The sequence below is a fragment of the Ructibacterium gallinarum genome, from assembly GCF_014982785.1.
Lineage (GTDB): Bacteria > Bacillota > Clostridia > Monoglobales > Monoglobaceae > Ructibacterium > Ructibacterium gallinarum.
This window is the reverse complement of the sequence record NZ_JADCKB010000001.1, coordinates 54,746-76,773: the sequence shown is the minus strand read 5'-3', so window position 1 is coordinate 76,773 and position 22,028 is coordinate 54,746. Positions and strand designations below refer to the sequence as shown.

36 protein-coding genes and 1 pseudogene are annotated in these 22,028 nt (G+C 46.5%); 34 read left to right on the top strand and 3 right to left on the bottom strand.

Translation table 11 applies throughout. The features are described from left to right. The first annotated feature begins 8 nt into the window (after positions 1-8). From rplB to rplQ, 29 genes are all read left to right on the top strand, one after another. Positions 9-842 (top strand): 50S ribosomal protein L2, encoded by an 834-nt coding sequence (gene rplB, locus INF28_RS00460; RefSeq protein ID WP_226391498.1) that lies wholly within the window; start codon positions 9-11, stop codon positions 840-842. Between the two features lie 12 nt (positions 843-854). After that, entirely contained in the window at positions 855-1,127 is a 273-nt protein-coding gene (gene rpsS / locus INF28_RS00455) for a 30S ribosomal protein S19 (RefSeq protein ID WP_226391497.1), read from the top strand. Between the two features lie 42 nt (positions 1,128-1,169). After that, positions 1,170-1,505, top strand: coding sequence for a 50S ribosomal protein L22 (gene rplV, locus INF28_RS00450; protein ID WP_226391663.1), 336 nt, complete (start codon positions 1,170-1,172; stop codon positions 1,503-1,505). Between the two features lie 16 nt (positions 1,506-1,521). After that, entirely contained in the window at positions 1,522-2,220 is a 699-nt protein-coding gene (gene rpsC / locus INF28_RS00445; protein WP_226391496.1) for a 30S ribosomal protein S3, read from the top strand. Beyond that, positions 2,220-2,651 carry a 50S ribosomal protein L16 gene (gene rplP, locus INF28_RS00440; protein ID WP_226391495.1) on the top strand — a complete coding sequence of 144 codons (432 nt, stop codon included), beginning with the start codon at positions 2,220-2,222 and terminating at the stop codon, positions 2,649-2,651. The genes rpsC and rplP overlap by 1 nt, the downstream gene beginning before the upstream one ends. Further along, entirely contained in the window at positions 2,651-2,863 is a 213-nt protein-coding gene (rpmC, locus tag INF28_RS00435) for a 50S ribosomal protein L29 (RefSeq protein WP_226391494.1), read from the top strand. Before rplP ends, rpmC begins: the two co-directional genes overlap by 1 nt. Before the next feature lie 12 nt (positions 2,864-2,875). Further along, positions 2,876-3,133: a 30S ribosomal protein S17 gene (gene rpsQ / locus INF28_RS00430; protein ID WP_226391493.1), complete on the top strand. Its 258-nt coding sequence runs from the start codon at positions 2,876-2,878 to the stop codon at positions 3,131-3,133. Positions 3,134-3,245: 112 nt separating this feature from the next. Then, positions 3,246-3,614: a 50S ribosomal protein L14 gene (rplN, locus tag INF28_RS00425; RefSeq protein WP_226391492.1), complete on the top strand. Its 369-nt coding sequence runs from the start codon at positions 3,246-3,248 to the stop codon at positions 3,612-3,614. 67 nt (positions 3,615-3,681) lie between these two features. Then, positions 3,682-3,999 carry a 50S ribosomal protein L24 gene (gene rplX / locus INF28_RS00420; RefSeq protein ID WP_226391491.1) on the top strand — a complete coding sequence of 106 codons (318 nt, stop codon included), beginning with the start codon at positions 3,682-3,684 and terminating at the stop codon, positions 3,997-3,999. Positions 4,000-4,027: 28 nt separating this feature from the next. Then, the gene (rplE, locus tag INF28_RS00415) at positions 4,028-4,564 is read left to right on the top strand and encodes a 50S ribosomal protein L5 (RefSeq protein WP_226391490.1); all 537 of its coding nucleotides are present in this window, start codon (positions 4,028-4,030) and stop codon (positions 4,562-4,564) included. Positions 4,565-4,591: 27 nt separating this feature from the next. Further along, complete coding sequence (locus INF28_RS00410; RefSeq protein ID WP_226391489.1) at positions 4,592-4,777, top strand: type Z 30S ribosomal protein S14; 186 nt, start codon at positions 4,592-4,594, stop codon at positions 4,775-4,777. 100 nt (positions 4,778-4,877) lie between these two features. Further along, positions 4,878-5,276 (top strand): 30S ribosomal protein S8, encoded by a 399-nt coding sequence (rpsH, locus tag INF28_RS00405; protein ID WP_226391488.1) that lies wholly within the window; start codon positions 4,878-4,880, stop codon positions 5,274-5,276. 17 nt (positions 5,277-5,293) lie between these two features. Further along, positions 5,294-5,839, top strand: a complete 546-nt coding sequence (rplF, locus tag INF28_RS00400) for a 50S ribosomal protein L6 (RefSeq protein WP_226391487.1) — start codon at positions 5,294-5,296, stop codon at positions 5,837-5,839. A 24-nt stretch (positions 5,840-5,863) separates the two neighbouring features. After that, positions 5,864-6,226, top strand: coding sequence for a 50S ribosomal protein L18 (gene rplR / locus INF28_RS00395; protein ID WP_226391486.1), 363 nt, complete (start codon positions 5,864-5,866; stop codon positions 6,224-6,226). A 25-nt stretch (positions 6,227-6,251) separates the two neighbouring features. Next, positions 6,252-6,782, top strand: a complete 531-nt coding sequence (rpsE, locus tag INF28_RS00390) for a 30S ribosomal protein S5 (RefSeq protein WP_226391485.1) — start codon at positions 6,252-6,254, stop codon at positions 6,780-6,782. A 30-nt stretch (positions 6,783-6,812) separates the two neighbouring features. Beyond that, positions 6,813-6,992 (top strand): 50S ribosomal protein L30, encoded by a 180-nt coding sequence (rpmD, locus tag INF28_RS00385; protein WP_226391484.1) that lies wholly within the window; start codon positions 6,813-6,815, stop codon positions 6,990-6,992. Between the two features lie 92 nt (positions 6,993-7,084). Beyond that, positions 7,085-7,525 carry a 50S ribosomal protein L15 gene (gene rplO / locus INF28_RS00380; protein ID WP_226391483.1) on the top strand — a complete coding sequence of 147 codons (441 nt, stop codon included), beginning with the start codon at positions 7,085-7,087 and terminating at the stop codon, positions 7,523-7,525. 2 nt (positions 7,526-7,527) lie between these two features. Continuing rightward, complete coding sequence (secY, locus tag INF28_RS00375; RefSeq protein WP_226391482.1) at positions 7,528-8,808, top strand: preprotein translocase subunit SecY; 1,281 nt, start codon at positions 7,528-7,530, stop codon at positions 8,806-8,808. 198 nt (positions 8,809-9,006) lie between these two features. Then, positions 9,007-9,639 carry an adenylate kinase gene (locus tag INF28_RS00370; protein WP_226391662.1) on the top strand — a complete coding sequence of 211 codons (633 nt, stop codon included), beginning with the start codon at positions 9,007-9,009 and terminating at the stop codon, positions 9,637-9,639. A gap of 1 nt (position 9,640) precedes the next feature. Continuing rightward, a complete protein-coding gene (map, locus tag INF28_RS00365; protein WP_226391481.1) occupies positions 9,641-10,402 on the top strand; it encodes a type I methionyl aminopeptidase in 762 nt (253 codons plus the stop codon). Beyond that, entirely contained in the window at positions 10,399-10,692 is a 294-nt protein-coding gene (locus INF28_RS00360) for a KOW domain-containing RNA-binding protein (RefSeq protein WP_226391480.1), read from the top strand. Before map ends, INF28_RS00360 begins: the two co-directional genes overlap by 4 nt. 6 nt (positions 10,693-10,698) lie before the next feature. Next, on the top strand, positions 10,699-10,917 hold the full coding sequence (infA, locus tag INF28_RS00355; protein ID WP_177617669.1) for a translation initiation factor IF-1: 219 nt from the start codon (positions 10,699-10,701) through the stop codon (positions 10,915-10,917). Positions 10,918-10,959: 42 nt separating this feature from the next. Next, positions 10,960-12,093 carry a CapA family protein gene (locus INF28_RS00350; RefSeq protein WP_226391479.1) on the top strand — a complete coding sequence of 378 codons (1,134 nt, stop codon included), beginning with the start codon at positions 10,960-10,962 and terminating at the stop codon, positions 12,091-12,093. A 166-nt stretch (positions 12,094-12,259) separates the two neighbouring features. Further along, positions 12,260-12,373: a 50S ribosomal protein L36 gene (gene rpmJ / locus INF28_RS00345; RefSeq protein ID WP_226391478.1), complete on the top strand. Its 114-nt coding sequence runs from the start codon at positions 12,260-12,262 to the stop codon at positions 12,371-12,373. Positions 12,374-12,512: 139 nt separating this feature from the next. Continuing rightward, positions 12,513-12,878, top strand: a complete 366-nt coding sequence (gene rpsM, locus INF28_RS00340) for a 30S ribosomal protein S13 (protein ID WP_226391477.1) — start codon at positions 12,513-12,515, stop codon at positions 12,876-12,878. A gap of 123 nt (positions 12,879-13,001) precedes the next feature. Beyond that, positions 13,002-13,394, top strand: coding sequence for a 30S ribosomal protein S11 (gene rpsK / locus INF28_RS00335; RefSeq protein ID WP_226391476.1), 393 nt, complete (start codon positions 13,002-13,004; stop codon positions 13,392-13,394). Positions 13,395-13,414: 20 nt separating this feature from the next. After that, entirely contained in the window at positions 13,415-14,041 is a 627-nt protein-coding gene (rpsD, locus tag INF28_RS00330) for a 30S ribosomal protein S4 (RefSeq protein WP_226391475.1), read from the top strand. A gap of 62 nt (positions 14,042-14,103) precedes the next feature. Beyond that, positions 14,104-15,051 (top strand): DNA-directed RNA polymerase subunit alpha, encoded by a 948-nt coding sequence (locus INF28_RS00325; protein WP_226391474.1) that lies wholly within the window; start codon positions 14,104-14,106, stop codon positions 15,049-15,051. Positions 15,052-15,085: 34 nt separating this feature from the next. Continuing rightward, a complete protein-coding gene (rplQ, locus tag INF28_RS00320; RefSeq protein ID WP_226391473.1) occupies positions 15,086-15,430 on the top strand; it encodes a 50S ribosomal protein L17 in 345 nt (114 codons plus the stop codon). Positions 15,431-15,597: 167 nt separating this feature from the next. On the opposite strand, the gene INF28_RS00315 is transcribed toward rplQ, so the two are convergent. Together INF28_RS00315 and yfcE are read right to left on the bottom strand one after the other, a co-directional pair. Beyond that, positions 15,598-16,215 (bottom strand): SGNH/GDSL hydrolase family protein, encoded by a 618-nt coding sequence (locus INF28_RS00315; protein ID WP_226391472.1) that lies wholly within the window; start codon positions 16,213-16,215, stop codon positions 15,598-15,600. 88 nt (positions 16,216-16,303) lie between these two features. Continuing rightward, positions 16,304-16,849, bottom strand: a complete 546-nt coding sequence (gene yfcE, locus INF28_RS00310; RefSeq protein ID WP_226391471.1) for a phosphodiesterase — start codon at positions 16,847-16,849, stop codon at positions 16,304-16,306. Between the two features lie 142 nt (positions 16,850-16,991). On the opposite strand from yfcE, the gene INF28_RS00305 reads away from it, so the two are divergent. Together INF28_RS00305 and INF28_RS00300 are read left to right on the top strand one after the other, a co-directional pair. Beyond that, complete coding sequence (locus INF28_RS00305; protein ID WP_226391470.1) at positions 16,992-17,708, top strand: PP2C family protein-serine/threonine phosphatase; 717 nt, start codon at positions 16,992-16,994, stop codon at positions 17,706-17,708. 11 nt (positions 17,709-17,719) lie between these two features. Then, the gene (locus INF28_RS00300; RefSeq protein ID WP_226391469.1) at positions 17,720-18,589 is read left to right on the top strand and encodes an FHA domain-containing protein; all 870 of its coding nucleotides are present in this window, start codon (positions 17,720-17,722) and stop codon (positions 18,587-18,589) included. 118 nt (positions 18,590-18,707) lie between these two features. Here INF28_RS00300 and INF28_RS00295 read toward each other — a convergent pair whose 3' ends face one another. Continuing rightward, positions 18,708-19,367 carry a hypothetical protein gene (locus tag INF28_RS00295; RefSeq protein ID WP_226391468.1) on the bottom strand — a complete coding sequence of 220 codons (660 nt, stop codon included), beginning with the start codon at positions 19,365-19,367 and terminating at the stop codon, positions 18,708-18,710. A 269-nt stretch (positions 19,368-19,636) separates the two neighbouring features. Here INF28_RS00295 and hisZ point away from each other — a divergent pair. From hisZ to hisA, 3 genes and pseudogenes are all read left to right on the top strand, one after another. Beyond that, positions 19,637-20,617 (top strand): annotated as a pseudogene (gene hisZ, locus INF28_RS00290) (ATP phosphoribosyltransferase regulatory subunit); the annotation flags it as partial. Next, complete coding sequence (hisG, locus tag INF28_RS00285; protein WP_226391661.1) at positions 20,618-21,304, top strand: ATP phosphoribosyltransferase; 687 nt, start codon at positions 20,618-20,620, stop codon at positions 21,302-21,304. Next, on the top strand, positions 21,304-22,023 hold the full coding sequence (gene hisA, locus INF28_RS00280; RefSeq protein WP_226391467.1) for a 1-(5-phosphoribosyl)-5-[(5-phosphoribosylamino)methylideneamino]imidazole-4-carboxamide isomerase: 720 nt from the start codon (positions 21,304-21,306) through the stop codon (positions 22,021-22,023). Before hisG ends, hisA begins: the two co-directional genes overlap by 1 nt. The last annotated feature ends 5 nt before the right edge of the window (positions 22,024-22,028 follow it).

The following is a 22,028-nucleotide window of genomic DNA, read 5'->3' as shown; positions in this document are numbered from 1 at the left end:
AATGAAAAATGGGTATTAAAAAGTATAAGCCTACGACCCCGTCACGGCGTCATATGACGGTTTCCACCTTTGAAGAGATTGACAAGGTGGCACCGGAAAAGGCTCTTCTCCGTCCGCTGTCCAGCAAGGCAGGGCGCAATGCGCAGGGGAAGATTACCGTTCGTCACCGTGGTTGCGGTACCAAGAGAAAATACAGAGTGATCGATTTCAAGAGATACAAAGACGGTATGAATGCAACCGTACTTTCCATTGAATACGATCCAAACAGAAGTGCAAACATTGCACTGATCGAATACGAAGACGGCGTGAGAAATTACATCGTAGCGCCGCTGGGACTGAAAAAGGGCGATGTTGTTGTTTCCGGTGAAGGTGCAGATATTAAGCCAGGTAACGCTATGGAACTGAAAGACATCCCGGTTGGTACTCTGGTATACAACATCGAAATGAATCCTGGAAAAGGCGGTCAGCTGGTTCGTTCCGCGGGTACCACCGCACAGCTCCTGGCAAAGGAGAATGGCTATGCACAGCTGCGTCTTCCCTCTGGCGAGGTTCGTATGATTCGGCTGAATTGCCGTGCTACTATCGGTCAGGTGGGTAATACGGATTATTCCAATATCAATATCGGTAAAGCAGGAAGAAAACGTCACATGGGCTTCCGTCCGACGGTCCGCGGTGTTGTTATGAACCCGAACGACCATCCGCACGGCGGTGGTGAAGGTAAGTCTCCGATCGGTATGCCGAGCCCGGTTACTCCGTGGGGTAAGCCTGCACTGGGATACAAGACCCGAAACAAGAAGAAGCAGTCCAATAAATTTATTGTGAAGAGACGCAACAGTAAGTAAGGAGGGAATGAAATGGGAAGAAGTATTAAAAAAGGACCTTTCGTTGATGCGAAACTGCTCGCCAGAATTGTCGCTATGAACGAAAAGAACGAAAAAACCGTTTTAAAGACCTGGTCAAGAGCTTCTACTATATTCCCGGATATGGTCGGACACACCATTGCGGTTTATGATGGAAGAAAGCACGTTCCGGTCTATGTGAGTGAGGATATGGTCGGCCACAAGCTGGGCGAATTTGCACCCACCAGAACGTACAGAGGTCATGCCGGTGCGAAAACCTCGAAATAATCGCACCGAGGAAACAGATAGATGAAAGGAGCTCAACAGAACATGGAAGCAGTAGCAAAAGTTACGCATGTACGTATTGCGCCCAGAAAAGTCCGCATCGTCATTGACCTGATCAGAAACAAGTCTGTCGGCGAAGCGCTGGGGATTTTAAGAAATACCCCCAAGGCCGCAAGTCCGGTTGTGGAGAAGCTGCTCAAATCCGCCATGGCCAACGCGGAGAACAACCACAAGATGAATGTGGAAAATCTCTATGTTGCAGAGATCTATGCGGATCAGGGCCCCACGCTGAAGCGGATTCAGGCCAGAGCACAGGGACGCGCGTTCCGTATTAATAAAAAGACAAGTCATATCACATTAAAACTTCGGGAGAAGGAATAAGATAGGAGGTAAAAATATGGGTCAGAAAGTTAATCCGCACGGTCTCAGAGTCGGGATTATTAAGGACTGGGACTCTCGTTGGTTTGCTGACAAAAAACACTTCGGTGACAGTCTTGTAGAGGACTATAACCTCAGAGTTTTCCTCAAAAAGAAATTATTCCTGGCCGGAGTTGATAAAATAGAAATCGAGAAGTTTGCCAATAAAATCCGTATTTCCATTCATGCAGGAAAACCGGGTATCGTAATTGGTAAAGGCGGCAGTGAGATTGAAAAGCTGAAGAAGGAATTGGAAAAGATGACGGGCAAGACCATCATCTTAAACGTAATCGAAGTGAAAGTTCCCGATATGAGTGCACAGTTGGTTGCCGAAAACATTGCGTCTCAGTTAGAGCGCCGTATTTCCTTCAGAAAGGCAATGAAACAGTGTATGGGCCGCACCATGAAGATGGGTGCAAAGGGAATTAAGACCTGCGTGGCCGGACGTGTTGGCGGTGCAGAAATCGCAAGAGTAGAGCAGTATCATGAGGGAACCATCCCGCTGCAGACGCTGAGAGCGGACATTGACTATGGCTTTACCGAGGCAAATACCACCTACGGCAAGTTGGGTGTCAAGGTCTGGATCTATAAAGGCGAGATTTTGGCTGAAAGCAAAAACGCTTCCAGAACCGAGGAGAGAAAACCTGCTCCCAGACGCAGAGAAGGAGGCAGAAAATAATGTTATCACCGAAGAGAGTTAAACGCAGAAAGGTACAGCGCGGAAGAATGAAAGGCGCTGCACACCGCGGCAATAAAGTGGTATACGGCGAGTATGGCTTGCAGGCCATGAGCCCGGCATGGGTAACCAGCAATCAGATTGAGGCTGCCCGTGTTGCTATGACCCGTTATACCAAGAGAGGTGGTCAGGTATGGATCAAGATCTTCCCTGACAAGCCTGTAACGGCGAAACCGGCTGAAACCCGTATGGGTAGTGGTAAAGGTTCGCCTGAGTATTGGGTAGCTGTGGTAAAGCCCGGCAGAGTGATGTTTGAGATCGGCGGAGTGAGCGAAGAAGTTGCGCGGGAAGCATTGCGTCTTGCCATGCACAAGCTTCCGCTCAAGTGTAAGTTTGTCAGAAAGGCTGACCAAGAAACGGAAGGTGATAGTTAATGAAAATTCAGGATATAAGAGACCTTTCAACGCAGGAGCTTGAAGATAAGATCAAGGACTTAAAGGAAGAGCTTTTTAACCTTCGTTTCCAGAACGCTACCAACCAGCTGGATAATCCCATGAGAATTGTTAGCGTCAAGAAGGACATTGCAAGAGTCAAAACCGTGCTGAAGGAAAAAGAGCTTGGAATCAACACAAGCTTGAATGCGTAGGAGGTGTAAAGAATGAGTGAACGTAATTACCGTAAGACCCGGATCGGTGAGGTCGTAAGCGATAAAATGGATAAAACCATCGTTGTGGCGATCAAGGAGCACGAAAAGCACCCACTTTACAGCAAGGTTATGAAGAGAACCTATAAGCTGAAAGCGCATGACGAGAACAACATCTGCGGAATCGGCGACAGAGTAAAGGTAATGGAAACCCGCCCGTTGTCCAAGGACAAGAGATGGCGTCTGGTCGAGATCGTAGAGAAAGCAAAATAAAACGCTGTTTGCGGAAAATATTTTCGCAAAGCGTGGTACCTGGGAGCCTAGGCTCCGGTATAGAAGATTGCACAGGCAATTTCCTAATATATAAGATAGGAGGAAGTCCGATATGATTCAACAGCAGACAATATTGAAGGTCGCGGACAACAGCGGAGCAAAAGAAATCCTCTGCATTCGTGTAATGGGCGGATCTTTCCGGCGTTACGGCAACATCGGCGACGTGATCATTGCTTCTGTAAAAAAAGCAACGCCCGGCGGTGCTGTTAAAAAAGGAGACGTTGTCAAGGCGGTTATCGTGCGCAGTGTAAACGGCGTAAAGCGTCCGGATGGATCCAAGATCCGGTTTGACGAAAATGCGGCGGTAATCATCAGAGATGACAAGACCCCTCGTGGAACCCGTATATTCGGTCCGGTGGCAAGAGAGCTGAGAGATAAGGATTATATGAAGATCCTGTCCCTGGCGCCGGAAGTTCTGTAAGAATAGACCGCAGCCGTGTTGAAAACGGCATGCGTGAGCCTTTTAAGTAGGAAAAGGAGGAAAGACAATGGCGAAAATGCACGTGAGAACCGGCGATGAAGTCGTGGTTTTGTCCGGCAAGGACAAGGGCAAAAAAGGTAAGGTTTTGTCTGTAAACCCGGAAAAGCGCATGGTTATCGTTGAAGGTGTTTCCATGGCCACCAAACATAAAAAACCCAGAAGAATGGGTGAAACGGGTGGAATCATCAAGCAGGAAACCCCGATTTACGCAAGCAAGGTTATGAATGTTTGCGGCAAGTGCGGCGCACCCAGCAGAGTTGGGCGTAAGGTTCTGGAGGACGGAACCCATGTTCGTTACTGTAAGAAGTGCGGCGAAACATTCTAATTTGAAAAGGAAGGAGGTTACACTCTAAATGAGACTGGAAGAGAAGTACACAAAAGAAATCAAGGACGCTCTGATGAAAAAGTACAACTATAAAAGCGTAATGCAGATTCCGAAGCTGGATAAAGTTGTCATCAACATGGGCGTAGGTGATGCGAGAGAAAATTCCAAGGCCGTAGAGAGCGCTGCCAATGATCTGACTATGATTGCAGGCCAGAGGGCGGTAATCACCAAAGCGAAGAAATCTGTTGCGACCTTTAAAGTAAGAGAGGGAATGAACATCGGCTGTAAGGTAACCCTGCGGGGCTCAAAGATGTATGAATTTGTAGACCGTCTGTTTAACGCGGCACTTCCGCGTGTACGTGACTTTCGCGGGATTAACCCCAACTCCTTTGACGGCCGCGGCAACTATGCCCTGGGCGTAAAGGAACAGCTTATCTTCCCTGAAATAGATTATGATAAAATCGATAAGATCCGTGGTATGGATATCATTTTTGTAACCACCGCACAGACGGATGAGGAAGCAAGAGAGCTTCTGAGTCTGATGGGCGCGCCGTTTACGAAATAAGTACCGGATAAGGAGGATGAAAAGCTCATGGCGAAAAAGTCAATGATAGTCAAGCAGCAGAGAAAGCAGAAATACCCGACCCGCGAATATAACAGATGTAAGATTTGCGGCAGACCCCATGCCTATCTTCGTAAGTTTGGTATTTGCAGAATTTGCTTCCGCGAGCTTGCATACAAAGGCCAGATTCCGGGCGTAAAAAAGGCGTCCTGGTAAGCGGCACAAGAATGAAGAACAAAGAGGACAGGTGGTTTAAACAACAGATACGGAAAACCAAACCGGCCTCTTGATCCCGATAAGAAGGAGGTTAGAACTCATGCATATTACAGATCCGATCGCAGATATGCTGACAAGAATCAGAAATGCCAACAACGCAAGACACACCAGTGTTGACATTCCGGCTTCAAATATGAAAAAGGCAATCGCAAATATCCTGCTAAATGAAGGGTATGTCAAGAACGTAGAAGTGATTGATGATAATCTTCAGGGCATTATCCGTATTACTTTGAAATACGGAGAGAACAAGCAAAAGGTGCTTACCGGACTGAAAAGAGTCAGCAAGCCCGGTTTGAGATCATATGCGTCAAAGGATGAGCTGCCCAAGGTACTCAAAGGCCTGGGAATTGCGATTATATCCACGTCCAAGGGCGTAATGACTGATAAGGAGGCACGCCGTCAGAACGTAGGCGGTGAAGTGCTGGCATTTATTTGGTAAGAAAGGAGGAGAAAGCATTGTCTCGTATAGGAAAGATGCCGATCGGGGTTCCCGCTGGGGTAACCGTTACGGTCGGGGCAAATAACGAAGTAACCGTAAAAGGTCCCAAAGGCGAGCTGAAACAGCAGTTTGCCCCGGATATGATGATAGAGCAAAACGGTGATACGATAGAAGTAAAACGTCCGACGGACAATAAAGAGCATAGATCGCTGCACGGCCTTACCCGGAGCCTGCTCCATAATATGATTGTGGGTGTGACAGAAGGGTTCAAAAAGCAGCTGGAAATCAACGGTGTTGGTTACAGAGCGGCGAAGCAGGGTAATAAACTGGTGATGAACCTGGGTTATTCTCATCAGGTAGAGATGGAGGAGATTGACGGAATCAGCATTGAGGTTCCGCAGCCGAACCAGATCATTATTTCCGGGCCGGATAAGCAGAAAGTTGGTCAGTTTGCGGCAAACGTCCGTGAAAAGAGACCGCCTGAGCCATATAAGGGCAAAGGTATTAAGTACGTTGATGAGCATATCAGACGTAAGGAAGGTAAGACCGGTTCCAAGAAGTAATAACCGCAAGGAGGTGCAAACGGAATGATTAAGAAGATAAACAGTAATGTAGCAAGACTTGCCAGACACGCGAGAGTCCGGAAAAAGGTATCCGGAACGCCCGAATGCCCCAGACTGTGCGTGTACCGGAGTCGGCAGAACATATACGCACAAATCATTGACGACACAGCGGGCAATACTCTGGTTTCCGCATCGACTCTGGATGCAGAGCTGAAAGCGAATTACGGCGGCAACAAGGAAGCTGCAAAAGCGGTTGGAGCGCTGATCGCAAAAAAAGCGGCGGAAAAGGGTATCAGTGAAGTTGTCTTTGACAGAGGCGGATATGTATACCACGGCAGAGTACAGGAACTCGCTGAGGCAGCGCGTGAGGGCGGCCTGAAATTCTAATCGATGAGAAAGAGGTGAAACATAAATGGCAGAAAAAGGCGAAAGAACCAAAAAGCAGCCGCGGATTGACGCAGACGTATTGGACCTTCAGGAAAAGGTTGTACATCTGAACCGTGTCGCAAAGGTTGTAAAAGGCGGACGAACCTTCCGGTTCAGCGCATTGGTTGTAGTTGGTGACGGAAATGGTCACGTAGGCTGCGGCATGGGAAAAGCGGCAGAAATTCCTGACGCGATCCGCAAGGGTATTGATGACGCAAAGAAAAATATGATAACGGTTCCTATGGTCAAGACCACCATTCCTCACGAGATCATCGGTGAGTATGGCGCAGGACGTGTACTGTTGAAGCCGGCTGCAGAAGGTACCGGTGTTATTGCCGGCGGTCCGGCGCGTGCGGTATTGGAACTGGCAGGAATTAGAGATATTCGTACAAAATGTTTGCGCAGCAACAATCCGAAGAATGTTGTTGCGGCGACCATAGAGGGTCTGGCATCTCTCAAGAGTGTAGAAGAGGTTGCACAGCTCAGAGGTAAAAAGCCGGAAGAGATCCTCGGGTAATTATAGAAAGAAAGACAGGAGGGTTTATCCATGGCGAATACGATCAAGGTCACACTGAAAAAGAGTACCATCGGATGCAAAAAAGACCAGATTGCAACAGTAGCTGCTCTGGGACTGAAGAAAATTGGCCAGACAGTAGAGAAAAATGACACTCCGCAAATTCGCGGCATGGTCTTTAAAGTAAAGCATCTGGTAGAGGTATCCGAGTAAAAACCGCAGCGGTATAGGCCGAAGCGGAAACAGGGGAGGAATCCCCAAGGGTTTCAGAAAGAATTTTGAACAAAAAGGAGGAGGTGGACACAATGAAACTCCATGAATTATCTCCGAGCGAAGGCTCTAAGAAAAAGGCGTTCCGTGTAGGAAGAGGTCACGGAAGCGGCAATGGGAAAACGGCTGGTAAAGGACACAAAGGCCAGAATGCCCGCAGCGGCGGCGGTGTACGTCCCGGATTTGAAGGCGGACAGATGCCGATTTACCGCAGACTTCCGAAACGCGGATTTACCAATATTTTTGCAAAGCAGTATGTATCCGTCAATGTAGAAGCGCTGAACAAGCTGGAAGACGGTGCAGAAGTTACGGCGGAAACGCTGAAAGAAGCCGGCATCATCTCTAAGATTTGTGACGGCGTAGTCATTCTGGGCCGCGGCGAGCTCAATAAGAATCTTACCGTAAAGGCTAAGAGATTCAGCAAGAGCGCTGCTGAAAAGATTGCGGCTGCAGGCGGAAAGGCAGAGGTGGTATAAGCATGTTCGAAACGATCAGAAATGCATGGAAGATCATCGATTTAAGAAAAAAATTGATATACACCTTTGTTTTGCTGGTGATTTTCCGTCTGGGATCCTGTATTCCTGTTCCGCTGCTTGATCCGGAACAGATGAAAGCATTATTCAGTACAGAAAATTCCATGTTTGGATTTATTGATTTGGTGTCCGGCGGTGCGTTTCAGAACGCCACGATTTTTGCGATGAGCATTACCCCGTACATCAACTCGTCCATTATCATGCAGCTGCTGTGCGTTGCAATTCCTGCTCTTGAGCGGATGCAAAAGGAAGGCGAAGACGGCAGAAAAAAGATTGCACAGATGATGCGTTATGGAACGGTGATTTTGGCGCTGATTCAGGCAGTGGGACTTTATTTCCTGCTGGATTCTTACAATGCGGTAACCAACCCGGGCTGGACAAGTGCGGTTGTGGTTATTACAACCTTTACAGCAGGAACGGCGTTCCTGATGTGGTTGGGCGAACAGATTACCGAAAAAGGTGTTGGTAACGGTATTTCTCTAATCATCTTTGCGGGTATTGTATCGAGACTTCCAAGCATGTTTACCTCGCTTTGGGCATATGTGCAGAGTGGAAGCCTGAATTGGCTGGGCGTTGTTGCACTGTTGATACTGGCGCTGGTTGTGGTTGGTGTTGTTGTAACCATGAATGAAGCAGAGCGTCGGATTCCGGTACAGTATGCAAAGCGTGTGGTAGGCAGAAAAATGTATGGCGGGCAGAGCACCCATATTCCGATTAAGGTTGCGGCTGCAGGTGTTATTCCGATCATCTTTGCCATGTCCATTATGGCATTTCCGGGAACCATTGCCAGTTTCTTCGGTGTTCAGCCGGGACAGGAAGGTTTCTGGGGCAGCTTTTTGTGGGCATTTTCCACCCAGTCCTGGATTTATGCTGTTCTGTACTTCCTGCTGATCATTTTCTTCACCTATTTCTATACGGCCATTCAGTTTAATCCAATTGAAATGTCGAACAATATGAAGAAAAATGGCGGATTTATTCCTGGTATCCGTCCGGGACGGCCCACTTCGGAATATATTTCTAAGGTACTTTCCAGAATTACTCTGGCGGGTGCTGTATTCCTGGCGGTGATCGCGGTTCTGCCTATTTTCATGAACCTGGGACTCAATATTTCCAACTTTGCCATCGGCGGCACTTCTATCCTGATCGTGGTTGGTGTTGCGCTGGAAACGGTAAAGGATCTGGAATCTCAGATGCTCATGCGGCACTACAAGGGATTTTTGGAATAAAAAAGAATATGGCGCACTTAAGGTGCGGCTTACGGAAGAGTAGAAACCGGTTATGCATAGCACAAGCGGGGTCTGCTCTATCCGTGTTTATTACAAAAAAACAAAAGAAAGCCGCCGCAAGGCGGATTTTACAGCGGGCTGGACTGTACCATTTATAAGACGGACAGAAGTTTCAGCCAAGGAAAGGATATGGATCAGATGAGACTTATATTATTGGCAGCGCCGGGCGCCGGAAAAGGAACGCAGGCGGAAAAGCTGAGCGAGCATTTCGGTATCCCTACCATTTCTACCGGCGCAATTTTGCGTCATAATATTCAAGAGGGAACTGAACTTGGCAAGCTGGCAAAGACATACATAGATGGCGGCAATCTGATACCGGATGATATCATGATTCAGGTCATGGATGACCGGCTTTCCAAAGAGGATTGTAAAAACGGATTTATCTTAGATGGTTTTCCCCGGACGCTGGCGCAGGCGGAAGCATTGGATGCTTCCAGCATTCAAATTGATAAGGTACTTAATATTGAAGTGCCAGATGAAAAAATCATTGCCCGTCTTTCCGGACGTTTAGAGTGCAGCCAGTGTGCGGCAACCTTCCATACAGAATACCGGAAGCCAAAGGTAGAGGGTGTATGTGATAATTGCGGCGGGAAGCTGGTAACTCGTGCAGATGATAAGCCAGAGACTGTGAAGAGCCGGCTGGCTGTATATCATACCCAGACAGAACCCCTTTTGAAGTATTATTCTGATAAGGGAATGCTGCGGACAGCACATGGACAGGAAGAAATTGCAGATACTACAGCGGAAGTACTGAAAGCGCTGGAGGACTAATATGGTAGCAATCAAATCAAAGTCAGAGATAGAAAAGATGAAAGTTGCCGGACGTATCACCTATGAAACGTTGGAAGCGGTTCGGAAAGCGGTGAAGCCAGGGGTTACAACCATGGAGCTTGACCGGGTGGCGGAAAATTACATCCGATCTCAGGGGTGTACAGCCTCTTTTAAAGGATACGGAGGTTTCCCAGGCAGTATCTGCGCCAGTGTTAACGATGAAATTATTCATGGCTTCCCCGGTGAGCGCGTGCTTGAGGAAGGCGACATTGTAAGCGTAGATGTGGGAGCGTGTTATAAAGGGTATCATGGAGACGCTTGCAGAACCTTTGCAGTGGGGAAAATCGCACCGGAGACCCAGCGCCTTCTGGATGTAACCAAGCAGAGCTTTTTTGAAGCTCTGGCTTTTGCAAGGGAAGGATACAGAATTTCAGATATATCCCGGGCCGTGCAGGAGTATGTAGAAAAAAACGGATATTCTGTTTTAAGAAATTATTGCGGGCATGGTGTAGGTGCTGATCTTCATGAGGATCCCGAGGTGCCTAATTATGTCACCCATATGCGCGGAATACGGCTTCGTGCAGGAATGTGTCTGGCAATTGAACCCATGGTTTGCCAAGGCGCCAAGGAATATTATGTCAGTGGAAATGAATGGACCGTGTGTACACGGGATGGCAAGATGGCCGCCCATTATGAAAATAGTGTATTGATTACAAGCGGTGATCCATATCTACTGACTTTGCCGGAGGCAAACCGGAGATGAAAAGCTCTGGGAGACTTTGCCGAGGGGAGCTGGTGCAGGTGCTGGCCGGTCACGACAAGAGAGAATATTTTCTGGTGCTTTCGGTGCAGAAGCCGTATGTTTTCCTGTGTGATGGAAAACGCAGAAAGGTGAACCATTTAAAAAAGAAAAAAGAAAAACATGTGATAAGCACAGGTCTGATCTGCGGCTGGATCGATACGGAACCAGAACGTGTGAACAATACGTCGGTGCGCCGTGCGATTCGGGATTTATTGCGGAAACAGGAAACCGAGTTTGCGTCAGGGAGGTGAAAAAGTATGTCCAAGGAAGATGTTTTGGAGGTAGAGGGTACCGTGTTGGAAGCGTTGCCCAATGCCATGTTTAAGGTAGAACTGGAAAATGGCCATCAAATACTGGCGCATATTTCGGGAAAACTGCGTATGCATTTTATCCGAATTCTGCCCGGAGATAAAGTGACGGTAGAGATCTCCCCCTATGATCTGACCAAGGGGCGGATCACATGGCGCGCTAAATAAGGTGGCAAAAGGTTAAGGTCCGAAAAGCAGGAGGGAGAACAGATGCGAAAAATAGGAATTGCTGGTTTGGCTGTATTGCTGTTGGTGATGCTTTCCGGATGTGGTGGGGAGATCCCTGCTTCCGGTGATATGGATATGCAGACCCGGCAGGAAGCACAGGCGGAAAATACGCAAAGACAGATCACCATATCCTGTGCAGGTGACTGTACCTTGGGAACAGATGTCTCCTTTGGCGGCAGAACGCTTCCGGTGGAGGCGGAAGCCCAGGGAAATGATTACAGCTGGTTTTTCCGTAATGTGAAACCCATTTTTGCATCAGATGACCTTACTATTGTGAATATGGAAGGGACGCTGACAACCGGCGGCAGTCGGGAAGATAAAACCTTTGCTTTTCGGGGCGACCCGGCCTATGTGAACATTTTGACCAAAGGCAGTGTGGAAGCGGTAACGCTGGCCAATAACCACAGCCGGGATTACGGTGAGATAAGCTTTACCGATACCAAAAAATATTTGGAGGAAGCAGGAATCACCTGGTTTGAAAATCTGAATACGGCCGTAAAAGAGGTAAAAGGGGTCAAAGTTGGATTGATTGGGCTTTATGCACTCAATGGCACAGCGGAATCCAATCTTCCCAAGGCGATGGAGCAGGTCAAGCAGGAAGGGGCTGAGCTGATCGTGGTACAGGTACACTGGGGAGTTGAAGGCAGTACTGTGCCGGAACAGAGTCAGATTGCTTTGGCCCATGCGGCGGTAGATGCAGGCGCTGATTTGGTAATAGGACATCACCCCCATGTGATGCAGGGGATTGAGGAATATCGTGGACGGATGATCGTTTATAGCATGGGAAACTTTTGCTTTGGCGGAAATCAGAATCCACGGGATAAGGATACCATGATTTATCAGCAGACTTTTACTTTGAGAGATGGAAAAGTGCAGGACAAACTGGATTATGTGGTTTATCCTTGTTCTATTTCGTCAGAAAGCAACAGAAATAATTATCAGCCAACCCCGGCAGAAGGCAGCGAAAAGGAACGGATCCAGAAAAAGATCCAGCAGCTATCAGACGAAGTAGGGACGCTTACGGTGAAATTTGCACAGGATCAGGAAACAGGAGAGGCAGCAAATCCTATGGAAGAGGATGCATCACCGGAACAGAAGGATTCTATGATACTGTAATTTTAGGCAAAATCAACCAGAAAAGCACGTTTTTTCTATGGAAGTTTGGATAGAGCACAGAAAAAAAAGCTTGACAACCTATATCTTGTGTGATATGATAGAATAGTTCGTTTAATGGGTGAAAGTGTCTTTAAACGGGCGAGTACAAATTCAGGAGGTGAAGGAAATGAAAGTAAAACCTTCCGTAAAACCTATTTGTGAAAAATGTAAAATAATCAAAAGAAAAGGCAGAGTTATGGTGATTTGTGAGAATCCGCGGCATAAGCAGAAGCAAGGCTGATGGAACTCGTAAGGGAACCAAAGTAGGAGCAGGGTCAGGCTTATTCACCACTTTCAGCGATAAGCTGACGCCGTGAAAAACGGGTGAAATTCTGCTCCACTGTTTTTTTCTGAAAAAATCAATGGAGGTGAAAAATTTTATGGCACGTATTGCAGGTGTAGACTTGCCCAATGAAAAGAGAGTTGAGATTGGTCTCACATATATCTTTGGAATTGGTCTTTCTACTTCCAAGAAAATTCTGGCAGCAACGGGAGTTAATCCGGACACCAGAGTCCGTGACCTGACGGAGGACGAAGTGTCCAAGCTGAGAGCGGAGATTGACCACTACAATGTGGAGGGTGATCTGCGCAGAGACATCGCTCTGGACATCAAGCGTTTGATGGAAATTAACTGCTACAGAGGACTTCGTCACAGAAAGAGTCTGCCGGTTCGCGGTCAGCGGTCCAAAACCAATGCCAGAACCCGCAAAGGTCCGAAAAAGACCATAGCGAATAAGAAGAAATAATGCTTGGCAGTAGTCAGGAATAATTTCTGAAAACTGCAGGGAGAGTGCCCTGCGTCAAAATGATTTTTCTTTATGAACCATGTTCATAATAGATATTCGTATATTCAGGAGGTGAAAGATACAATGGCAAAGACAGTGAAAAGAACACGCCGCCGCAGAGAGAAAAAGAATATCGAGCGCGGAGCGGCACATATAAAATCCACGTTCAACAATACCATTGTTACCATAACAGATGTAGCCGGAAATGCTATTTCCTGGGCATCCGCCGGCGGACTGGGGTTCAGAGGCTCCAGAAAGAGTACGCCGTTTGCGGCGCAGATGGCTGCGGAGACCGCAGCAAAAGCGGCGATGGAACACGGCTTAAAACATGTAGAGGTTTATGTCAAAGGGCCGGGATCCGGCCGTGAGGCAGCGATCCGCGCACTGCAGGTCGCAGGCCTTGAGGTAAATATGATCAAGGATGTTACACCGATTCCCCATAACGGATGCAGACCGCCAAAGAGAAGACGTGTGTAATGACGGAGGTGAAATAGTAAATGGCAAGATATACAGAATCTGTTTGTAGAATATGCAGACGGGAAGGTCAGAAGTTATTCTTAAAGGGTGACAGATGCTACACAGATAAGTGTGCACTGACCAGACGTGCTTATGCTCCCGGCCAGCATGGTCAGGGTAGACGGAAGCTCTCCGAATACGGCACACAGCTCCGTGAGAAGCAAAAGGTAAGACGGGCCTATGGTATTTTGGAAGGCCAGTTTGAACATTATTTTGAGATGGCAAACAAAAAGGAAGGCGTAACTGGTGAAAACCTGTTGAGCTTGCTGGAAAGCCGTCTTGATAACGTTGTATATAAACTTGGGATGGCGGTTTCTCGTCCGGAAGCCAGACAGTTGGTTTCCCATGCACACTTTACGGTAAACGGAAAGAAGGTTAATATTCCTTCGTATCTGGTAAAACCGGGGGATGTCATAGCACTTCGGGAAAAAAGCAGATCAAGTGCGAAATTTGAAGCTGTCCTGAATTCCACTGAGGGTAGAATTGTTCCCAAGTGGCTGGATATGAACCGTGAGACCATGGAAGGCCGTGTAGTTGCTTTGGCTGACCGTGAAGATATCGACCTGCCCATCGAGGAGCATTTGATTGTTGAGTATTACAGCAAATAATAAGCTGCCGTGAGGCCCAGCGAAGGTTGTAGGTTCGTTTAAAATGTTTAGGAGGGCTGACAATGATAGAAATAGAAAAGCCAAGAATTGAATGCGTGGAAGCATCCGAAGATAATAAATATGGCAAGTTTGTTGTTGAGCCTCTGGAGAGAGGGTATGGAACGACCTTCGGAAACTCTCTGAGAAGAATGTTGCTGTCCTCCCTGCCGGGTGTGGCGGCAACGTCGGTGAAAATTGATGGAGTCCTGCATGAGTTTTCCACCGTACCCGGTGTGAAAGAGGATGTAACGGAAATTATACTCAACATCAAGAAGCTGGCAATTAAGCTGCATTCTGACGCGCCGAAAACGGTTTATATTAACCAGGAGGGTGCGGGTGAAATCTGCGCGGGAGATATTAAGCATGACTCCGATGTAGAAATTATCAATGAGGATCTGCATATTGCTACCTTAGGTGAGGATGCAAGACTGTTTATGGAAATTACACTGGACAGAGGCCGCGGCTATGTGTCCTCTGACCGGAATAAGCAATTGCTTCAGCCGGTGATTGGAGTGATTGCTACAGATTCAATTTATACACCTGTACAGAAGGTAAATTATACCGTAGAGAATACCCGAGTAGGCAATGTAACCGATTATGATAAACTTACGCTTGAGGTGTGGACCAACGGTACCATTCCTCCATCTGAAGCGGTTAGCCTTGCCGCAAAGATCATCAGCGAGCATATGAGTTTGTTTGTTGATTTATCAGATGATGCAAAGAATGCGGAAATCATGATTGAAAAAGAAGAAAGTAAGAAGGAGAAGGTTCTGGAAACTACCATTGAGGAACTGGATCTGTCTGTACGTTCTTATAACTGCTTAAAGCGTGCGGGAATCAATACAGTACAGGATCTGACCACCAGATCAGAAAATGATATGATGAAGGTCAGAAATCTTGGACGCAAGTCCCTTGAGGAGGTCATCTCCAAGCTGGAAGCCATGGGATTGGCTCTGGCAAATGATGACTGAGCCGGATAAAGAAAAAAGAAAATGAGGTGATAAAATGGCACACCAGAGAAAACTTGGCAGACCGACAGACCAAAGACGGGCAATGCTGCGTTCTATGACGACATCATTCCTGGAGCATGGTCGGATCGAGACTACCGTGACCCGAGCAAAGGAAGTACGGCGGATTGCGGAGAAAATGGTCACCCTCGGCAAGGCCAACACACTTCACACAAAAAGACAGGCGCTGGGCTATCTTACCAGACGTGATGTTGTGGTAAAGCTCTTTGATGAGATTGCGCCTAAGTATGCTGAACGGAACGGAGGATATACCCGCATCATTAAGATCGGTCCTCGCCGCGGCGACGCTGCTGAAATGGCAGTTCTGGAGTTTGTGGACTAATATATGGAAACCTTAGGTTTTCTCAACGGCAGGCATTGCGTCTGCCGTTTTTTTTATGTTTAAAAAGAATGAATCAAATCGATGGGAAAACCATTCAAATGTTGGGAATAGCAGATAAAGTTTAAGAAAAAAGCCGCCAAAAAGGCGGCTTTAAAAGTTCAAAAAATTTATAGAATTACGGTATCCAACCAATGTTCAGCAATCAAAGCGTGTCCAGCGGCGGTGGGGTGAACCCCGTCTGCGGACCAACGTGTGGGACCGCCTGCGATGGCAGCTGCGTTGAAAATACCATCGAGAGGGATAAAGACTGCATCAAATTCCGCTGCCAGCTTGCGTGCAACATGAATTTTTGGATCCAAATCTACCCGCCATTCTTTCCGGTCAGCCGGATATGGCAATACAAAGGGCTCTAAAATAACTAATTCTGTATCGGGAAGTTCTGTACGGGTCTTATCCAAAATATAGCGATAATCCTCTTCATATTTTTCGGCAGAAGTGGGGTCGTTTTGATCATATCTGCGCCAGGTATCGTTGATACCAATTAAAATAGAAAGAATGTCTGGTTTTAAATCAATACAGTCTTCCTGCCAGCGTGCCCGCAGATCTTTGACCCGATTCCCGCTGATGCCACGGTTAATAAATGTAACATCCCGGCCAGGATTTTCGGCATGAAACATGGCATCAATTAAAAGAGGATAACCATTGCCGAGACCGTCAAGATTATCCGCTGTGCGGCCAGCATCTGTTATGCTATCGCCTTGAAAAAGAACGGTTAACTCACTCATTTTTATTTCTCCTTAATAAGTAAAAATTTGTTAATAAAAACTTACAATGCTTATTATAGCACAGCAAATTAGATTGTCAAGAAAGATTTTAAAGTAAAGAATAGATTTTTAAATCGGTACCATCAAGATCTCGCCAAACAACCTGATTTTCTTCAAAAATCATATAACCAGGGGCGGAATTTTCCTTCGGAATAGATACGGAGCCGGGATTCAAACGTAAAATGCCATTTTCGTCCAGACAGCAGGCAGGTATGTGCGTGTGCCCGCTGAGCAAAATGTCTCCTTTTTGCAGTGCGGGAAGTTGTTCCTGTGCATGATGCCCATGTACTGCCAAAATTGTTTTACCGCGGCGAAAAAGCAGACAGGAATCGGATAAAATAGGAAATTGCAGCATCATCTGATCCACTTCGGCGTCGCAGTTTCCCCGAACGCAGAGCAGTATATTGCGGTGCTGATTCAGCATAGCAGCAACCTGCTGTGGATCATATTCTTCAGGAAGACCATTTCGGGGACCATGATAGAGCAAATCTCCCAAAAGCAGCAGGCGCTGCGGTTTTTCCCGGTGAAGGGCATCCATCAGCCGTCGGCAGCATACGGCGGAACCATGAATATCCGAAGCAATCATAAGTTTCATTATTACGCATCCTTTCTGCAATCATTTCGTTTATTGTAGCATATTGGTTATGGAACTGTCAATTGCCGGAAGAAGGTTTCCCGTTGACTTTTTTAAAAAATTATTATATAATAAATCGAATACGGAAAACAGAGGTGAGAGAATGTTGGATTTTGCGTCCATATGTGTACGGGGCGGACGGGCAGAGAATCATGATTATGTAGGAATTATGGAAGAATATTACTGTGCCTGTTTTGCTGCGGCGGACGGTAAAAATACACCGGACAGCTCTGAAATTGCCGTGCGTACCATACTAGAGGATTTTAAGCTGCAGTCTGAGATTACAACAGCTACCATGCCTCGTTTCTTTGAGCATGCCCAGAAAGTATTGGAAGAAGTACAGTCAAAAGATGCTTTGCCGGAGGGCTGTGCAGCTGCAGTTTTGTTGACGGATGGAGAATTGGCAGTATGGGCACATATTGGAGATTGCCGTATTTATCATTTGCAGGATAAGCTCTTGTACGAGATCACACCGGATCATAGTGAGGCATATTACCGATATGAAGCAGGGGATATTCGCTATCCGGCGATTCGGACCGATAGAAAGCGCAAGGATTTGACACATTTGATGGGGCTTGGACAGGATTTTGCTCCCACTTTTGCGCTTCCCACTGTGGTGCGGAAGCACGATAGTTTTTTGATATGTACGGATGGTTTTTGGGAAAATATTCATGAACTGCAGATAGAAAAAACATTGAAGCGCTCGAAAAGTGCGCAGGATTGGCTGGATCGGATGCAGAGAATTGTGGACCGCAACCGTGCACGCGGAAAATATACTAAAGTAATGGATGATTACAGTGCGATTACAATTAAAATTTAGCGGAGGATATCATGAAAAAATATAGTTTGCCTTTGATCTTAATCGGTTGTTTGCTGTTATTTCCGGCATCAGGATTCGCCATGCCGGTATCGCTGAATCTGCTGGGCGGTGGATTGTCGATCCTTGACTCTTTGTTTTTGATTGCTGTCGGATTGATCTTAATTGGAATTCTGTTTTTATGTATTGCTTTTTTGAAGCCTGAAAAAGAGAAACCGCAGGAAGAGGAAGTCTTTTTTGATAGGGATGCATCAGAGCCGCCGGATGAAGAGATGAAACAGGAAACAGAGGAAGTAGGAGAAGCATCAGAAGAGTATGACGCTATAAACACACCGGAAAGCGGAGAAGAAGAGGCAGACGAAATGAAAGATTCAGCAAATTTGGATGCGGAAGAAACTTCTGAGCATGCGGAAGAGTCTTTGGAAGACAGCGCAGAATCGGAAAAAGAGGATGAGGTACCCACAGATGAGATGCAGACAGAGCAGGAAGAAATAGCAACAGAACCTGATGAAGCGGAATTGGAGTCGATTGAAGAGAATTCTGGATCAGATGAGAAGGAAGAGAAGGAACCCGAGATACAGGAAGAGGAGACGGTTTATCCCAAATTGACACTGATAGGAATCCGTGACAATGAGCTTAAGGTTTTGCCGCTGAAGCAATCTGTTACGATAGGAAGGCGCCGCAGTTGTGACCTGGTTTTGGGAGATAGCACTGTTTCGGGGATGCATTGTACGATTCTTTCAGAAGATGGCAAGGTCTTTGTACATGATGAAGGTTCTACTAATGGCACCTTTGTGAACGCAAAGAAAATAACAGAAAAAACCGAATTGCATAAAGGCGACGTCCTGTCTTTGGGACGTCAGGAATTCCGTGTAGGATTTTAAATGGGTTTTTACTAAATTAATAAAAGAAAATTTTATTTGGGTAGTTGCCAATTGTAACTGCCCCAGGCTATGAAATAATGCTCCTCCCAATTATGGGGGGAGCATTATTTCATACGAATTATTTCTGGTCAGTTTCTTTGTCGGTGTTTTCTGCGCGTTCTCCAAATGCGGATAATTCCATACGAACCGCCAGGTCATGCGCGGCGCATTTTTCTTCTTTATCTTCTTCGCTTTGGTAAAGCGATCTGGTGGCCCAATATACATGGGTACCGTCTTCTATTTCAAAGGCTTGGCGCATTTCTGGGTTTTCAGCCATATCTCGAAAGCTTTCCATGGTGCCTTGATAGGAATCTTGCTGTAACATTTGGTAAAATGTTTCATCAAAGAAAAACACCGGATAAGAACCGGCGGATAATTCCGCCATAAATTTGGTTTGAATGGCCATTTGCGCTTCGGCAGATTCCCCTGCCATGGAAGCACTTACGGAATATATTTTTACTGTTTTTTGTCCGTCTCCGTCAATATCTTCAACAAATTGTGAAAAATATGATTCCATTGCCTGAAGGGTTTCATCACTGACATATTTTTCGCTGTAATACCCGATTTCTAAATCATAGCTGGGACGGGTCAAGACTTCATAAATGGTTCCGCCAATCAGCAGGACTGCGGCGATCGTGCCCAAAATCCACCATTTGTAGTACGTCCAAATATGCGCCATTTTGGCTTTGAAGGGTAAATTTTTTGCCATTTGCCGTGCTTCGCGTGTTTCTCTGTCCATATTTTTATCCACCTCGGTTTTTGTCTTTTTTATGGAGTGGTTTTGCGCATACACATCAAAAATTTTATGTCAAACATTATAACACCTTATCCCCGGGTTGTCAACGATTGTCTAAAGGCCGATATGGAAAAAACGAAAGAGAGATGCTGGGATTTTTAGATCATAAAAGGAGAGTATTTGCACGTTGCAAGGCCAGGAACAGATATAAATTTTTATTGACGTTATTCATGGGGAGTGGTATAATAAATAGAACATGTTAAATTTTATGTATGGAAGTGATGCCAATGAGAAATGAAAAAGTCACGCATACTCCAAAAGGACTGACAGACATCCTTTGGGAGGAATGTGAGCTGAAATATCAGATTGAATCGGCAGCCCGCGGAGTTTTTGCGGCGCATGGATACAAGATGGTTCAGCCACCTACATTTGAATATTATGATGTATATCATGCTGCAACGCCGAATAAAGCGGAAAGCATGTTTAAATTTTTTGACGTGGACGGAAGAATGTTGGCTTTGCGTCCAGATTTCACCACATCCATTGCAAGACTTGCGGCGACGAAATCAGTAGGGCAGCAACTGCCCTTGCGCCTTTGCTATGCCGGCAGTGCGTTTCAGAATGATGAGGCATTTAGCCAGGCGCGGCAAAGGGAATTTTCTCAGGTGGGAATCGAGCTGATTGGAGAAAACAGTGCTGAGGCGGATGCGGAAGTGATTGGCATTGCCATAGAAACACTGCAAAAGGTAGGAATGCGCCGGTTTCAGATTGATATTGGCCAAGTGGCATATTTTATGGGACTTGCGGAGCAGGCGGCGCTCAGTCCGGAGCAGACAGACTGTCTCCGGGAACGAATTAATGATAAAGATTTTGTGGCGATCGAACAGCTTTTGGATACGCTGGACATGCCTAATACCTTACGGCAAGCATTTTTGAAAATGCCAACAAGATTTGGAAGTCTTTCTGTGGCAGATGAGGCTCTGGCACAGGAAAGCCTGAATGAGAAGTCAAAGCTGGCGTTGGAGAACTTAAAACAGATTTACCATATCCTTCAAGGCAGAGGGCTTGAGGAATATATTTCTGTGGATTTGGGAATGGTTCCGCATTTGGATTATTATACGGGAATGATTTTTAAGGGCTTTACATATGGAATCGGCTTCCCCATATGTTCCGGCGGAAGATATGATACTTTGATGGGAAAATTCGGAAGGAATCTTCCTGCAACAGGTGCGGCATTGGGTGTGGAGCGGCTGATGGCGGCACTCCATGACGACAAGGCGGCGGAGACTGCGGAAAAAGCCTCTGATGAATACATAACGGTCGCGTTAGCAAAAGGGCGGCTGGCTGAATTGTCGATAGAGATTTTTGAACGTCTGGGCTTTGATGTAGCAGAAATGAAGACGAAAACCAGGAAATTGATTTTTACGGATGAGAAGCGGAAATTTAAATTTATTCTGGTCAAGGCATCCGATGTACCGACTTATGTGGAATATGGCGCTGCAGATATCGGAGTGGTAGGGAAAGATACCTTGCTGGAGAGCGGAAAAGATCTTTATGAAGTTTTGGATCTTGGTTTTGGATTTTGCAAGATGGCTGTGGCAGGCCCGGCGCAGATGCGAGGCAGGTTGGAAGGCCGAAATATTATGCGTGTGGCCAGCAAATATCCGCGGATTGCCAGAGATTATTTCCATGGGATAAAGGGACAGACTGTGGATATTATCAAGTTGAACGGGTCTGTGGAACTGGGACCGCTGGTTGGACTTTCCGAGGTTATCGTGGATATTGTGGAAAGTGGCAAGACTTTGAAAGAAAATGGCCTTGAGGTATTGGAAGAAATTTGTCCGTTGAGTGCCAGATTGGTGGTTAACCGTGTCAGCATGAAACTGCACCGGGAAACAGTGGTAGATTTAATTGGAAAAATAAAAGGAGAATTGAAATAATGCGTTTGTATCCTGCAATTGATATTATTAATGGAAAATGCGTGCGGTTGGTGCAGGGTGATTATCACCGTAAAACCACGTTTGCGGAAAATCCGCTGGAAATTGCGGATAAATGGCAGGATGCCGGGTGTGAATGGATCCATGTGGTGGATCTGGACGGCGCCCGCAGTGGAGACATGCCGAATTTTGAATTGATTGCGGCTATGGCGCAGCAGCTTAATATTCCTATTGAGGTGGGGGGCGGAATCCGGGATATGGAGGCAGTTTCCAGGTATTTGGAAGCGGGTGTCCGCCGTGTGATTATCGGTACTGCTGCGTTGCACGCACCTGATTTTGTAAAAAACGCCGTTAAGGAATACGGTTCGCGAATTGCGGTAGGCATTGACGCAAAAGATGGTATGGCGGCTGTCAGCGGCTGGGAAGAGGTAAGCCAGATATCAGCCTTGTCTCTTGCAAAAGGCATGGAGCAAATCGGGGTATCCACTTTGATCTATACGGATATTGCAACAGACGGTATGCTGAAAGGCCCGAATTTTGCCGCGATGAAGGAAATGGCAGAGTATGTTTCGGTAGACGTTATCGCTTCCGGTGGAGTGACTTCGTTAGAGGATTTAAAAAAGTTGAGTGCCGTGGGTGTAGGTGGCGCTATTGTGGGTAAGGCATTGTATACCGGTCACATTGATGCGGCAGAAGCAGTGGAGCTTTGTAAAACTTTATAAATGTA

Bases quoted from the DNA above. Each gene is read 5' to 3' on its own strand.
- rplX (WP_226391491.1), top strand. From the start codon at position 3,682: ATGGCGAAAATGCACGTGAGAACCGGCGATGAAGTCGTGGTTTTGTCC.
- INF28_RS00410 (WP_226391489.1), top strand. From the start codon at position 4,592: ATGGCGAAAAAGTCAATGATAGTCAAGCAGCAGAGAAAGCAGAAATAC.
- rplO (WP_226391483.1), top strand. From the start codon at position 7,085: ATGAAACTCCATGAATTATCTCCGAGCGAAGGCTCTAAGAAAAAGGCG.
- hisG (WP_226391661.1), top strand. From the start codon at position 20,618: ATGGCGGCACTCCATGACGACAAGGCGGCGGAGACTGCGGAAAAAGCC.
- rplB (WP_226391498.1), top strand. From the start codon at position 9: ATGGGTATTAAAAAGTATAAGCCTACGACCCCGTCACGGCGTCATATG.
- rplP (WP_226391495.1), top strand. From the start codon at position 2,220: ATGTTATCACCGAAGAGAGTTAAACGCAGAAAGGTACAGCGCGGAAGA.
- rplV (WP_226391663.1), top strand. From the start codon at position 1,170: ATGGAAGCAGTAGCAAAAGTTACGCATGTACGTATTGCGCCCAGAAAA.
- rpsE (WP_226391485.1), top strand. From the start codon at position 6,252: ATGGCAGAAAAAGGCGAAAGAACCAAAAAGCAGCCGCGGATTGACGCA.
- INF28_RS00295 (WP_226391468.1), bottom strand. From the start codon at position 19,367: ATGGACAGAGAAACACGCGAAGCACGGCAAATGGCAAAAAATTTACCC.
- INF28_RS00305 (WP_226391470.1), top strand. From the start codon at position 16,992: ATGTTGGATTTTGCGTCCATATGTGTACGGGGCGGACGGGCAGAGAAT.
- rpmJ (WP_226391478.1), top strand. From the start codon at position 12,260: ATGAAAGTAAAACCTTCCGTAAAACCTATTTGTGAAAAATGTAAAATA.
- INF28_RS00370 (WP_226391662.1), top strand. From the start codon at position 9,007: ATGAGACTTATATTATTGGCAGCGCCGGGCGCCGGAAAAGGAACGCAG.
- rpmC (WP_226391494.1), top strand. From the start codon at position 2,651: ATGAAAATTCAGGATATAAGAGACCTTTCAACGCAGGAGCTTGAAGAT.
- hisA (WP_226391467.1), top strand. From the start codon at position 21,304: ATGCGTTTGTATCCTGCAATTGATATTATTAATGGAAAATGCGTGCGG.
- INF28_RS00315 (WP_226391472.1), bottom strand. From the start codon at position 16,215: ATGAGTGAGTTAACCGTTCTTTTTCAAGGCGATAGCATAACAGATGCT.
- INF28_RS00360 (WP_226391480.1), top strand. From the start codon at position 10,399: ATGAAAAGCTCTGGGAGACTTTGCCGAGGGGAGCTGGTGCAGGTGCTG.
- rpsD (WP_226391475.1), top strand. From the start codon at position 13,415: ATGGCAAGATATACAGAATCTGTTTGTAGAATATGCAGACGGGAAGGT.
- rplQ (WP_226391473.1), top strand. From the start codon at position 15,086: ATGGCACACCAGAGAAAACTTGGCAGACCGACAGACCAAAGACGGGCA.
- rpsQ (WP_226391493.1), top strand. From the start codon at position 2,876: ATGAGTGAACGTAATTACCGTAAGACCCGGATCGGTGAGGTCGTAAGC.
- INF28_RS00350 (WP_226391479.1), top strand. From the start codon at position 10,960: ATGCGAAAAATAGGAATTGCTGGTTTGGCTGTATTGCTGTTGGTGATG.
- rpsH (WP_226391488.1), top strand. From the start codon at position 4,878: ATGCATATTACAGATCCGATCGCAGATATGCTGACAAGAATCAGAAAT.
- yfcE (WP_226391471.1), bottom strand. From the start codon at position 16,849: ATGAAACTTATGATTGCTTCGGATATTCATGGTTCCGCCGTATGCTGC.
- rpsC (WP_226391496.1), top strand. From the start codon at position 1,522: ATGGGTCAGAAAGTTAATCCGCACGGTCTCAGAGTCGGGATTATTAAG.
- map (WP_226391481.1), top strand. From the start codon at position 9,641: ATGGTAGCAATCAAATCAAAGTCAGAGATAGAAAAGATGAAAGTTGCC.
- rpmD (WP_226391484.1), top strand. From the start codon at position 6,813: ATGGCGAATACGATCAAGGTCACACTGAAAAAGAGTACCATCGGATGC.
- rpsK (WP_226391476.1), top strand. From the start codon at position 13,002: ATGGCAAAGACAGTGAAAAGAACACGCCGCCGCAGAGAGAAAAAGAAT.
- rplE (WP_226391490.1), top strand. From the start codon at position 4,028: ATGAGACTGGAAGAGAAGTACACAAAAGAAATCAAGGACGCTCTGATG.
- rplR (WP_226391486.1), top strand. From the start codon at position 5,864: ATGATTAAGAAGATAAACAGTAATGTAGCAAGACTTGCCAGACACGCG.
- INF28_RS00325 (WP_226391474.1), top strand. From the start codon at position 14,104: ATGATAGAAATAGAAAAGCCAAGAATTGAATGCGTGGAAGCATCCGAA.
- rpsM (WP_226391477.1), top strand. From the start codon at position 12,513: ATGGCACGTATTGCAGGTGTAGACTTGCCCAATGAAAAGAGAGTTGAG.
- rpsS (WP_226391497.1), top strand. From the start codon at position 855: ATGGGAAGAAGTATTAAAAAAGGACCTTTCGTTGATGCGAAACTGCTC.
- INF28_RS00300 (WP_226391469.1), top strand. From the start codon at position 17,720: ATGAAAAAATATAGTTTGCCTTTGATCTTAATCGGTTGTTTGCTGTTA.
- secY (WP_226391482.1), top strand. From the start codon at position 7,528: ATGTTCGAAACGATCAGAAATGCATGGAAGATCATCGATTTAAGAAAA.
- rplN (WP_226391492.1), top strand. From the start codon at position 3,246: ATGATTCAACAGCAGACAATATTGAAGGTCGCGGACAACAGCGGAGCA.
- infA (WP_177617669.1), top strand. From the start codon at position 10,699: ATGTCCAAGGAAGATGTTTTGGAGGTAGAGGGTACCGTGTTGGAAGCG.